9 protein-coding genes are annotated in these 13425 nt (G+C 35.8%); 8 read left to right on the top strand and 1 reads right to left on the bottom strand.

Annotation, left to right across the window (positions count from 1 at the left end; translation table 11 throughout):
- Positions 1-63: 63 nt before the first annotated feature.
- Positions 64-963 (bottom strand): AraC family transcriptional regulator, encoded by a 900-nt coding sequence (locus tag PHO71_RS07345; protein ID WP_300201071.1) that lies wholly within the window; start codon positions 961-963, stop codon positions 64-66.
- A 222-nt stretch (positions 964-1185) separates the two neighbouring features.
- Here PHO71_RS07345 and PHO71_RS07340 point away from each other — a divergent pair, with 222 nt between their 5' ends.
- The 8 genes from PHO71_RS07340 (at position 1186) to PHO71_RS07305 (ending at position 13372) form a co-directional block, all read left to right on the top strand.
- Positions 1186-2274, top strand: coding sequence for a tetratricopeptide repeat protein (locus tag PHO71_RS07340; RefSeq protein ID WP_300201068.1), 1089 nt, complete (start codon positions 1186-1188; stop codon positions 2272-2274).
- A gap of 141 nt (positions 2275-2415) precedes the next feature.
- A complete protein-coding gene (locus PHO71_RS07335; RefSeq protein WP_300201066.1) occupies positions 2416-5550 on the top strand; it encodes a DUF2723 domain-containing protein in 3135 nt (1044 codons plus the stop codon).
- A 13-nt stretch (positions 5551-5563) separates the two neighbouring features.
- Entirely contained in the window at positions 5564-5833 is a 270-nt protein-coding gene (locus tag PHO71_RS07330) for a DUF3098 domain-containing protein (protein WP_300201063.1), read from the top strand.
- 282 nt (positions 5834-6115) lie between these two features.
- Complete coding sequence (locus tag PHO71_RS07325) at positions 6116-8986, top strand: toll/interleukin-1 receptor domain-containing protein (protein ID WP_300201060.1); 2871 nt, start codon at positions 6116-6118, stop codon at positions 8984-8986.
- A 437-nt stretch (positions 8987-9423) separates the two neighbouring features.
- Complete coding sequence (locus tag PHO71_RS07320) at positions 9424-10497, top strand: metallophosphoesterase (protein ID WP_300201057.1); 1074 nt, start codon at positions 9424-9426, stop codon at positions 10495-10497.
- A gap of 557 nt (positions 10498-11054) precedes the next feature.
- On the top strand, positions 11055-11600 hold the full coding sequence (locus tag PHO71_RS07315) for an RNA polymerase sigma-70 factor (RefSeq protein WP_300201321.1): 546 nt from the start codon (positions 11055-11057) through the stop codon (positions 11598-11600).
- A gap of 77 nt (positions 11601-11677) precedes the next feature.
- Positions 11678-12355 (top strand): hypothetical protein, encoded by a 678-nt coding sequence (locus tag PHO71_RS07310; RefSeq protein ID WP_300201054.1) that lies wholly within the window; start codon positions 11678-11680, stop codon positions 12353-12355.
- 18 nt (positions 12356-12373) lie between these two features.
- Complete coding sequence (locus tag PHO71_RS07305; protein ID WP_300201051.1) at positions 12374-13372, top strand: FecR family protein; 999 nt, start codon at positions 12374-12376, stop codon at positions 13370-13372.
- Positions 13373-13425 lie beyond the last annotated feature (53 nt).

The following is a 13425-nucleotide window of genomic DNA, read 5'->3' as shown; positions in this document are numbered from 1 at the left end:
AGGTCGTTTGATACTTTTTATGAAACATCCAACTGTCTTTGATACACTTTTATTTTTATTGTATCAGTTTCTGCTCTGGCGGTATTCATTAGGCGAACAACCTACATGCTTTTTGAATAGCCGGGTAAAATGTTGAGGGTATTTAAACCCTAATTCGTATGCTACCTCGCTGATAGACTTGCTCGTATCAAATACTTTTTCTTTGGCAGTTGATATCAATGTGAGTTGTATATGCTCTTGTGGTGACTTACCTGTTTCTTTTTTTATCAAATCTCCAAAATAATTAGCAGAGAGATTTAGATAGTCGGCACAATATTGCACTGAAGGCAGACCAATATCTTGTGGCTTATCCGACTGGAAATAATTGTGCAGAAGATGTTCAAATCGACTCAGAATATCTTTGTTTACATTGGCGCGTGTAATGAATTGGCGTTCGTAAAAACGCATACAATAATTCAATAGCAATTCAATATTGGCAACAATGATTGTCTGGCTGTGCTTATCAATAGCACGTTGCAGTTCTGTATTTATATTGTGGAAACATTCAAGAATCACTCCTCGTTCCTGTTCGGACAAATGAAGAGCTTCATTGGACTCATAGGAGAAGAAGCTATAATTCTTGATAGTGTGTGCCAATGACGTTCCTCGAAGTAAATCCGGATGGAATAACAACCCCCAGCCTTTGGGTTGAAAGACTTTTCCATTGTCCTCGAATCCAACAACTTGCCCCGGAGCAAGAAAGACCATTGTTCCTTCCTGATAGTCATAATTTTGACGTCCATAATGTATATCTCCACACTTCACTTCTTTCAGAAATACAGTATAGAAACCCATCATTTGACGTGAATGTCGTATGGGTTTACACTTAGAGAAGTCTACTATACTCACTAAAGGGTGCATTGTCTCATTACCTACCCGATCGTTGTACTGATAAATATGATCCATTCTAATTATTTCTTCCATACTCTTCTAAATTTGGGATAATGACACAAATTTAATTCTTTTTTCTATAAATACTTCGTATGTCAGTAATAATGGTAAAGGAATCAGTAATATATGTAAGTCGAGGGGCTTTTTTATGTATGGATTGGCTATCTTTTATCTAAAACAAATCTAATATAATGAATAAGATATTCTGTTTATTTTTATATTTGCAATGTATAATCAACTTGATAAAATACTATTATGAATCACTTCCGAATGTTACTCTACGTGTTTGCACTCTTTTTGGTAGCTTGTCACCCTGAAGGAGCAAACGTAAAACAAGGGTTAAACAGGGCTGCGCAGATGATGGAACAGGACCCTGATACCGCATTCATAATTCTTGAAAATATTCAAACGAGTCAGTTGAATCAAGAACAACTTGCCGAATATAATTTGTTGTGTACCCAAGTCAATGAAGATAAGAATGTGCGTCATTCGTCCGATCAACAAATACGTCAGGCTGTATCTTATTTTGAAAAGCATGGCGACGAACTTCAAAAATCAAAAGCATATTATTATTTGGCCTGTGTAGAGAGTGATCTGGAACAGAAGGAGGAAGCTGAAATTCACTTTAAGGAAGCTATTAAACTGGCTGCTCTTACTGAAGAATATGACCAGATGGCAAAAATATGCAGACGGTGTAGCCTTTACTACCAAAAGAACGGCAACTTTGATGAAGCCTTAGAGATGGAGAGAAAGGCTTATGCGAGCCAACTGATGGTGTACGATAGCAAGGACTATTCAACAACTATCCTTTCTTCAGCTTTGGGAGTTTTCGGGGTTATGTCTTTATTATTAGGGTTGCTTTGGAAAAAGAATCAAAATGTACATTCCTTATTAAATTCTTTCAGAGAAGAGATTCAATGCAAGAATGCTGAATCAGATAAATTACTTCTTCAATGTAATCACTTAGAGGATAAATATCAATCTCTTCAGTTGCAGATTTACGAGACATCTCCAGTTATTTCAAAAGTTCGTCAGTTGAAAGAAAGAAATCTTCTATCAGCCAAAATTCCTTCATTTTCAGAGAAAGATTGGAATGAATTATTACGACTTCAAGAGGGAGTCTATGGCCTTGTCTCTAAGTTGAAAGAAATAGGACCAAAGATGACGGAGGAAGATGTGAGAGTCTGTGCTTTTTTACGTGAAGGCGTTCAACCTTCCTACTTTGCCGATCTGATGAAATTAACGGTAGAAACACTGAATCGCAGAATCTCCAGAATAAAAACGGAGAAATTGATGCTTATGAACTCCAAAGAATCATTGGAAGATATAGTGAAATCTCTTTAGTCTGATTTTGTCTGTAATACTGTCTGCCTATTTGTTGTAAATCAAATAGTTGTAGATAGCTATTGTCTGTATCCGTCCGCTAAAAAAGTCGTCTTTGTTGAACTGGATCTGTAACTTTGCAAATAAAAAAGTTACAGAACAATGAGTGATTTAGTATTCAAAAGATGGAATGATTTTGGAGGTTGGTTTGTCTTTCTTATATCCGCTTTAGTTTATGGATTGACGATTGAGCCGACGGCGAGTTTTTGGGATTGTCCCGAGTTTATTTCCTGTGCTGAAAAGTTACAGGTCGGTCATCCGCCCGGCGCACCGTTTTATATGCTTGTAGGAAATCTTTTTACTCAGTTTGCCTCAGATGCTTCACAGGTATCGCGGATGGTCAATCTGTTGAACGCCTTATTAAGTGCCGGTTGTATTTTGTTCCTATTCTGGAGTATTACGAGACTGGTGAGAAACTTGATCGCAGATAAACAGCAAAATCTGTCAGTGATAGATAGCATGATCATTTTGGGTTCGGGAGTCGTTGGAGCGTTCGCCTATACATTTAGTGATACTTTCTGGTTTAGTGCAGTAGAAGGAGAGGTATATGCATTTTCTTCCTTCCTCACAGCTTTGGTTTTTTGGATGATTCTTCGTTGGCAAGACGAGTCAGGATCAGTTTCGGGTGACCGCTGGATTATTTTAATCGCATATATTATCGGGCTTTCTATTGGGGTACATTTGCTCAATTTACTTTGTATTTCGGCTATTGTATTGGTTTTCTATTATCAGAAATATGGTTCGGTTTCCCTAAAAGGAGTTATTGCAGCGATTGCCCTATCCGGTGGTATAATAGCATTCATACTCTTCCTATACATACCCGGATTGGCTGAAATAGGAGGTTGGTTTGAATTACTTTTCACCAATACATTTGGTTTGCCCTTTCAATCAGGCTTAATTGTATTTGTGGCTTTGGTATTCATGTTGTTAATAGGAGCTATTTACCGATTTAGAAAGCGCGTGACACGTACTGTATTATGGTGTCTTCTGATGCTTACAATAGGTTATACGACTTATGCTGTCATATTGATTCGGGCTAATGCTAATACTCCACTCAACGAAAATGCTCCGGACCATATCTTTACTCTGAAAAGCTATCTGAACCGTGATCAATATGAAAGTGTTCCGTTACTTTATGGAAAGAGTTATGCTTCAGAGCCGGAATATATTGCCGATGGAGAGTACTATAGAGTAAAAACCCAAAAAGGGGGTAAAGTATATCGTACTGACAAAGAAGAGGGCAAATATAAGCTGATCCGGGAAAAAGAGGATATATGTTATACTCAAAATATGCTTTTTCCCAGAATGTGGAATGAAAGAACGGCGGCACTCTATAAAAGTTGGTCGGGAGGAGCAGAAGGAGTTCCCACACAAAAAGAAAACCTGACTTATTTTGCGACTTATCAGCTCAATTATATGTATTGGCGTTACTTTCTATGGAATTTTGTAGGACGGCAGAATGATATGCAAGGTCGTGGAGACTTGGAACACGGAAACTGGATTACAGGTATTTCTTGGCTTGACAACCTGCGACTTGGCAATCAGGAACTTTTGCCGGAGTCTTTGCGTCAAAATAAAGGTCACAATGTTTTTTATGCTTTACCATTGTTATTGGGAATCATTGGAATTTATTGGCAATTAAACCGTGGACCAAAGGGATTACAACAGTTTAGCGTTCTTTTTTTTCTTTTCTTTATGACAGGATTAGCCATTGTGCTTTATTTGAATCAAGCACCCAACCAGCCTCGTGAGAGAGATTATGCTTATGCGGGTTCTTTCTATGCTTTTGCTATTTGGATTGGTATGGGAGCCGCTGGTTTATGTGATACATTGTGCAAAAAAAAATCTTCCATTATTCCGGTCAGTGTATTGATGATAGGTTGTTTATTCGTTCCTATACAAATGGCAAGTCAAACTTGGGACGATCATGATCGAAGTAACCGTTATACTTGTCGTGACTTTGGAGCCAATTATTTGATGACTCTTCCAGATCGAGGTAATCCTATTATTTTTTGTAACGGTGATAACGATACTTTTCCTTTGTGGTATAATCAGGATACGGAGGGCATACGCCAAGATGTTCGTATTTGCAATCTTAGCTACGCACAGACGGATTGGTATATTTATCAGCAGCAATGTCCTTTGTATGACGCTCCCGGATTGCCCATATCTTGGGAAAAGAATCAATATCAGGAAGGTAAAAACGAATATGTCGCTATCCGTCCTGAATTGAAGAAACAGATAGAAGAACTTTATCAAAAGCATCCGCAGGAAGCTCGTGATAGTTTTGGAGAAGATCCTTATGAAATAAAGAACATCCTCAAACATTGGGTATTATCAGAAAAGGCCGATTTTCATGTCATACCTGCGGACACCGTCCACATTCGTCTTGATAAGGAAGCCATTCTTCGTTCGGGAATAATGCTTCCTCAATCCATCAGGCATTTGAAAGGGGAAGAACTAAGAAACGCGTTGCCGGATAAAATGGAAATTTCATTGAAAGGAATGCGTATGCTGACTAAAGTTGATTTACTGTTGCTGGAAATGATTGCTAACTGTAATTGGGAACGACCACTTTATATGGCCATTTCCGTAGGTGAAGCTAGCAACTTGAAACTGGACAATTATTTTGTAATGGAGGGGTTAGCTTATCGTTTCACTCCGTTTGATTACAAGCAGTGGGGAGATGTGGTAGAGGAAAATAAATTTGCAGTAGATGTTGAGAGGCTTTACGAGAATGTGATGCGAAAGTATAAATATGGTGGTCTGAATACTTCCGGATTATATATAGATGAAACAACTATGCGACTTTGTTATTCTCATCGAAGATTATTTGCTCTGCTTGCTTTGAAATTGATAGAAAAGGGGGAACATTCACGAGCTAAAGAAGTGCTTTCGTATGCTGAAAAGGCTATCCCTAATTACAATGTGCCTGAAGTATATGAAAGCGGTTCCTTTGATATGGCAACTGCCTATGCCGCTTTGAGTGAAAATAAAAAGGCCGTTTCTATACTGGACTATCTAACGGCAGAAGCAGAATCATCTATTCATTGGATTTTTTCGCTGAATGATAGCGATATAAGAATTGCTCAAAAAGATTGCATGACTAAATTCTGGCAGTGGAATCTTTATAATGACTTAATGAAAGAAATAGATTCGAACAAGTATAAAGAGAATTTTCAGCGTTTTGAAGAGAAATACGCCCAGTTCTCTCGAATCTTGAATATCGGAAATTAATAATCAAAGACATATGAAAACAAGAGAAATAAAACAACAGGAAACAGAAAATCTATTTGGAAAGGTAAACTATATAATTTTATTGGTTGGTTCAATACTGATTATTGTAGGATATATATTGATGAGCGGCGAGGGGAGTACCCTTACCGCTTATAATCCGGATATATTCAGTGATTTACGTATATGTGCAGCTCCTGTAATATGTCTGACAGGATATTTATTAAATATTTATGGAATTATTTATATAAGTGAATCCCGATATAAAAAGAGTAAATCGCAATAAAAGATTATCTTTCTAGTCCAATGATAATAAAAGGTGTTTTACCAATTCATAAGGCAGAATTGTTGTTCGCATTTTTTGTTTAATATTCCTTTTCCTTCGGGTAATTCGTTTTCTTCAATCTGCTTGGATCTACATTTATTTCTACAAATTTAATATTTGTAGAAATAAATGTTATTTTTATCTTCTAATTTTCTTATCTTTGGGAATATATAATAAAAGAACAAAAGTTTAGTTGGGGTTAAGGTTAATACATTAATTCTATTACCATAATAAAGTAATCTTATGAAATATGATATATTTATCAGCTATAAAAGTGAATCGGTTAATGTGGTGATGGCATTAGCTCACCTACTCGAAAGTAATGGAATAAGATGTTGGTATGCACCTAGAAATCTAGACAATTCAGGTGCGGGGAAAGACTATGATGACGAAATAGTTAGTGCTATTCGTGATTCCCATGCTGTTGTAGTGGTATTGACGGATGATGCGTTGAGATCAAAATGGGTCAAACGTGAAATCAGTCAGGCAGAGAAACAAGATAAATTTGTTATTCCGTATGTGATTTCTGAACTTTCTACAGATAACGGTTTACGTATGCGTTTGGAAAATAAGCACTGGATTGATGCTTACCCTAATCCAGAGCAAAAATTTTCTCTATTGCTGAAGAATGTCAAATTGATATTGGATGACAGAAAAATTACGGTTGATAAAACAGAAATAAGAAATCCTGAATTAAAACCTTCACAACAACAGGATGACTTTGATTTTGAAGAGGGTATAGCTCTTTTGGAAATGGGAGAGAATAAAGATGCATTTTGTGCATTTTTACGTTCTGCAGAGAATGGTAATACAAAGGCACAAGAACATTTGTTTAGGCTAATGCACCAGAATAACAAGGATATTACTTTTGTTGATGAGGATACATGGGAGCATATTGAAGAACTTTCAGATGAAGGAATAGGCTATGCAGATTTATTAATGTACTATAAATATTATGGTATGGGAATTCAAGCAGATATTGCAATGAAATACCTTAAGCGAGCGATGGATAAGCAGGTTTCACCTTACGCCTTTCTTCAAATGGGTATATGCTATAATTGGGGATCTGGTGTAAATACAAATCATATATTAGGAGTACATTATTATCAGAAAGCACTCAAACATGGTTGCAATGAAGCATATGGATATCTTGGACAGGCATATAGACTAGGGTGGGATAAGATAGAAAAAGATATAAAGAAAGCAGAAGAATATTTACTCAAAGGAATAGAAGTGGGTGACAGTCGTAGTTATAAACAACTTTCCAGTCTTTACAGCGATAAGGAACCGGAAAAAGCACTTCAAATAGCTCAACGCATGATAGATGATGGAATAAAGGGAGGATATTGCGAAATGGGAGACTATTATTATTATGTTGTACCTGAAAAGGAACGCGATATAAATACTGCTATTAAATGGTATCGTGAAGCCCTTAACCATAACGAAGCAGGGGCTTGTGGAATGCTTGCTTCCATTTACTGGAATAATGGAGATCATCAGGCTGCTTATCAAATGGCAAAAAGAGGCAAAAGGGAGAATGACAGTAGCTCGCTTTTCATGTTGGGCTACTTTTATGAATATGATGAAAATTATGCAGAAGCGTGGAAGAACTATCAATTGCAAATGGATAAATTTGGGATTGGAGCTGAAAATTTAGGGAATCTATATCTAAACTATCATTATTTACCTGCTAACGTCAGCATAGATGAACTGAAAAAAAAATTAGAAGTATCTGTAAGAAATCTTTCAGTAGAAGCTATCAAATGTCTATTGAAAATTATGGTATACGAACTAAATAAAAAGAAAAATGGGCTGGATTATAAAATTCTTAAGAACATTCCTAAAGCACATGAATATATTAAATTGGGAGCTGAACAGGGAGATGATGAATTAAAAATTCTCTATGCAAGGCTTATGTCGGAAGAAGAGGCTTATTACAATCCTTATCAAAGTGTAGAGGTAATGGAAAAAACAGCTCAAAGTGGAAATGTAGAAGCCATTGATTATTTATTGACATGTTATCAAGATAGAAAGGATGAAGAAAAACTGAAAGAATGGTCTACATTTGCTGTTTATAATAACGTTTATGTGAAAACAAAGGATTATTTGAATAATATCGATCATGTAGAATTGGTGCTAAAGCATGCTCAAGTTAATAAACTGAACGATATGACTGATTATATATCAAGTTTTCTTAATCATGACAGGGAGGAAGAATGTTGGTCTTCGTTTGCTCTCGCTAACTACGCATTCAACCTTCAGAAAAAAGGTCAGATGACCATAAACGATGAGTATATTACATATTTTCGTAAGGTTTTAATTGATAATTATATAGATGGTTTAGGTTATCTGAGAAGACTTAAAGATCATTATGACATATTGTTCCCAGAATATAATCCTGAAACAATAACCAAGGGAGATTTTTCGAATGAACAGAATTTTAAACTGTTTTATGCTGCACATACTAATTTGCAGGGTGATGAATATGTCACAGACTTCAATTTATCTGATATTTACCAACCGATGAACGATGATATTTCACTTTCCAAAGTTATTGCATTAAAGAATGGGAAGATTGTAAATACAGGTGATTTAGACAAAGCAATAACGAATTTTATTTATTCATACAATAATATTTGTAATGAAAATAAAAGTGTCTGTAAGCAGCAGATTGATGATTTTGATTTTAGTATACTTGTGCCTTATGCCTCGCCAGTCAGAGTTCAGACCTACAATATGCAAATAATGAAATGTTTACTTTCTGTAATTCATTTATTCAAAGACAAGAAACAAATGATTATAATAAACTTGTGCGATTGGAATAAATTATTAGATATAGCAGAAGGTATAGAGGATGAAAGTCTACAATTATTATTAATCGAGTTTGTAGAATGTCAATTGGAAATATCGGATTTCTTTGTTTCCATAAGTAGAGTTCAGTTGGCAAGTCTTGACGGGAAAAAACAGGTGATTGCTGACGAACTTAATAGATATATTAACGAACTTGATAAGAATGGCATTGAGCATCAATTGCCACATTATACCGTTGAAAACTTGCCCGATATAATGATAGATATAGATGATGATTCTGATGATGATGTGAATGATGAATAAATAAGTGAAGAATTGATGTGATGCCAGTAGTACGTTACTAAGCATTTGTCTTGGTAGTACAAAATATAATAATCTGTAAATCGGATAAATATAACGCATTTCTAATTAAAAGGCCTTTCCTTGGTATTGGAAGGGATAGAACAAGTCTTATCAGATGGAGATATTTTTCATTTAGATGACTTTAGAAGCTTTTCTTTAAACGGAACTTTTGTGAAGGTAAAGTGCCCGATGATTCTCATCGGGCAGAATCTATTGAAGTCAATAAAGTAGTTTTAAAAGCAGAACAGTTACTTAAAAAATGTCTTGGTAATGCGGGATTTGAGAAATCTAAGCAGTATGTTGTTTGAAGAAAAAAACATCAATAGGAGTATTAATGCAATATATTTTTCGTATTTTTGATTCCAATAATTAAGTTCTCAACTATTGTATCTAATAATATGAAGAAACCACTTTTATTCTTTTGGGCAGTATTTACATTCATACTTCCCACGCTAGCACAACAGCGCGCAGATCAACAACATCTTGAAAATAATGAATCATTTTCAATGATTGTATTGGGAGATCCTCAAGGATATACAAAATACGATATTAACCAACCGATATTCGAACTCTGTACAGCATGGATTGCCGACAATATTGACAATCTAAACATAAAGGCTGTACTCTGCACAGGAGATCTGGTAGAACAAAACGAAAACATTACAATGAATCGGAAGATGCTTAATCAGACAAGTGAAGAAATGTGGGAATCCGCTTCACGTTCCTTTGCGCGTCTTGATAACAAGGTTCCTTATATAATATCTTGCGGTAATCATGATTATGGCTATAAAAGTTCAGAATGTGGTATTACACATTTTCCTGAATATTTCCCTTTCAAACGAAACTCTACTTGGAGGGATTGCCTTGTGGCGGACTTTCCGAATCGTAATGGAGTGGTATCTTTAGAGAATGCTGCTTTTGAGTTCAAAGTGCCTAATTGGGATAAAATACTAGTTATAACATCCGAATTTGCCCCGCGTGATGAAGTACTTGAATGGGCCCGGAACTTAGTTGCTAAGAAAGAATATATCAACCATAAAGTTATATTTATAACTCACTCTTTCCTTCAGGAGCGCAGTGCAGAACGTACAGACAACGAACATTATAAAATAACTCCCCGAAATTGGGGGCAAGGAGTTTGGGACAAACTAATTTATCCTTCTTCAAATATTGACTTAGTTGTATGTGGACATACGGGTGAACCCGGTGAATTTGAAGATGCAGTCGCCTACCGGGTAGACCGGAATAAAGCAGGAAATAAGGTTCACCAAATGATGTTTAATGTACAAATATCAGGTGGCGGTTGGGAAGGCAACGGAGGAGATGGTTGGCTCCGTATACTTGAATTTATGCCTGACGGTAAAACGGTCAAAGTAAAAACCTATTCGCCATTATTTGGATTCTCCCCTTCAACCAAACATCTGGCTCATCGAACGGGAGCATGTGATCAGTTTGAGATGGTCCTTGAATAGCCCCTTAAAAAATGGAAACACAACAGTGTAGTGGGCTGATTTTGGTAATAAAGGGCTTTTGATACATCTGTCTTTGTTTTAATCTTCCCAATGATTGAATACAAACTTCTCAATGTTTTATCAAAAGACCGTCTGTCTTTTTATTTTTCTTCCCAATGTTTGAATTGCGCATTGCTTATTTGCTGTTATAAACCTATTTTGAGATTAACAGGAATATTTCAATGGTTTCTTCTTTCAACCTGATCCAAATATCACTTTCATTTACCCAGTAGTAGTGGCCGAATTACTACTGGGTAGTTGAGTCATTACTACTAAGTAATTGAACCATTACTACCAGGTAGTTTGCCGAATAAAATAAGCATAGATAAGAAAGGTATGACCAACTAAGATCTCTGCATAATCCTAAAAATGCAAATCTGATAGAATAAGACGAATCTTTAAAATGAATAAAAAGTATGAATTGCATAAAAAGCCTAAATAAGTCGGGAGAAAATGGAGATGAAGTTGTATTAATAGACGGAAATTCATATTTTTCATACCATAAATACCAAAATTATATGGATATTGAAACAGTCAAAGCATTGCAGCAGGGAGATCATAAAGCCTTTGAAGATATTTTCATTACTTATTTTGATAAGGTTAAGTATTTTTTAAAAGGAATTTTAAGATCGGAAAGCGATGCGGAAGAGTTGGCACAAGATATTTTTGTAAACTTATGGATAAACCGGAAAACCGTTGATCCGCAGAAATCATTTAATACTTATATTTATACTATTGCACGCAACACTGCCCTGAATTATTTAAAACATAAATTGGTGGAAGAGGCATTTATAGATAATTGCAATGATTTAAGTTTGAAGGAAGCTGATAGTTCAGATGAGATACTGTTTGCCAAAGAAATTAATATTCTGGTAGAAATGACTGTGTGCCGGATGCCGGTTCAAAGAAAAAAGATCTATCAAATGAGTAGAAACAACGGTTGTTCCAATGATGATATAGCCCAGAAATTAAGTCTTTCAAAAAAGACAGTTGAGAATCAACTTAGTTTGGCTTTACAGGAAATCAGGCGGGTTGTTTCTGCCATGCATCTCTTTTTTATTTGAAAAAAAACTTTTAGGTCGGGAGTTACTGATGACATAGTTGTATTAATCATATAGTGACCAATTAAAAGTGATATATCATGAAAAGGAAAATCGCGACATTACTTCTTTTAATGTTTATGTGCATCTCCTCCATATTCTCACAAAATATGGAGAAAGAGAAGAAGGTAGATGCAAAGACAGAAAGTGTAGGGCATATAAATGAACAGTTATTATTAAATATTCCTGAAAAGGAGATGGATATACAGTATGAAATAAGTAAGCTAAGCATTCATAAGGTTTCTGCTCTGACAGATTTCAGCAGATTTCAGCAGAAAGCTATTTCCCGGAAACTTATCTTTATAGGAAATGGTCAGAACGTTACTTATCTGGGAATGGGCAAATATATCTCTGTGAATGGTTCAATACATTGGCTAGCTTCGGAAAGGCTGTCTTTAGATGTAGGAGGTTTGTTTAGCCGGCAGTTTTATTTCTCTGCGCCTATCTCCCGGCAAGACATGATGGGTATGAATATAAAAGGACAATATGCTTTGACTAATAACATACGATTGGAAGTCTGGGGACAAGATATCTTTTCTGATCAATCTTTTTCATATCCGGCTTATCAATCCTTGTTTCCACATACTGGTATAGGTGGTTCTTTGTCATTTGATTTAAAGGAAAATGCAGCGATAAAAGTAGAAGCAGAATATCAATATGATAAAAAGACACAGAAATGGGGACTTGAGTCAAGCGGAAAGGTTACTGTTGGTTTTTAATAATACAAAATACAGTGTATGAAAGATAATTATATTTATCGGATTCTTAATCAATTCTTCACTTATTCGTATCCATCTGAGATGGAAGAGAAAGTACAAAAATGGATCGTTAATGACAGGTGGAGCGAGGAAAAAGAGAATGCTTTGTCTACTATCTGGAATGAGATACAGGTGGCTCCCAATGCGAAGACCTATCACTCTCTTGATAAGGTAAAAAAGACTATCGGACTAGAAGAAAAGCCCAAGTTGCTTTTAAAACACAATCGTCGCTGGTTAAAATATGCGGCGGCAGTTATTCCTCTTTTTTTATTAGTAGGATGGTATTTATATAATAGTCAGAACCTAAAAACGATTGAGATTGTGACTGCTAACAATGAACAGAGACAATGTACGCTGCCGGATGGTACAACTGTCTTGCTGAATTCGGATACTAAGCTTACTTATCCTTCGACGTTTAAGGATGCTACACGTGTAGTTACTTTAGAGGGAGAAGCTTACTTTTCAGTAATCAGTAATTCCTCTCAACCGTTTATTGTCACTACCCACAAACTTTCGGTCAGGGTGCTCGGAACAAAATTCAATTTATCTGCTTATCCGATGGATGATCGGGTTATTACTACCTTAAATAGCGGTAGCATACAAGTTCATATAGAATCCGGAGAGAGTGACAGCCAATATATTTTAAAACCGAGTCAGCAAATAGTGTATGATAAAATAGATAAATCTGTATTAGTGAATACTGTTACTGACGAAAGTGTCGGATGGAAAGATGGTTTGCTGATATTTCAGGATGCAACGTTCAATGATATTGTTCACACTCTTCAACGTCGGTTCAATGTGACTATCAGATATGATAAACAGAAATTCGCGAATGATCCCTATACGATTAAATTCATTAATCATGAAACTCTGGAAGATATTCTTCATGTATTACAGGATGTTATGGGAGATTTTACGTATGCAATACAAACCAATCAAGTCACATTAATAAAAAAGGAGGTAAATAAAAATAGATAAAAAAGAGAACCGGAAACTGTTTCGAAGCCATTTCCGGTTCAGAAAAGCCAAAC

Source organism: Bacteroides sp. (assembly GCF_028690125.1).
Classification (GTDB): Bacteria; Bacteroidota; Bacteroidia; order Bacteroidales; family Bacteroidaceae; genus Bacteroides.
The sequence above is the reverse complement of the archived record's forward strand: the minus strand, read 5'-3'. Positions and strand labels throughout refer to the sequence as shown.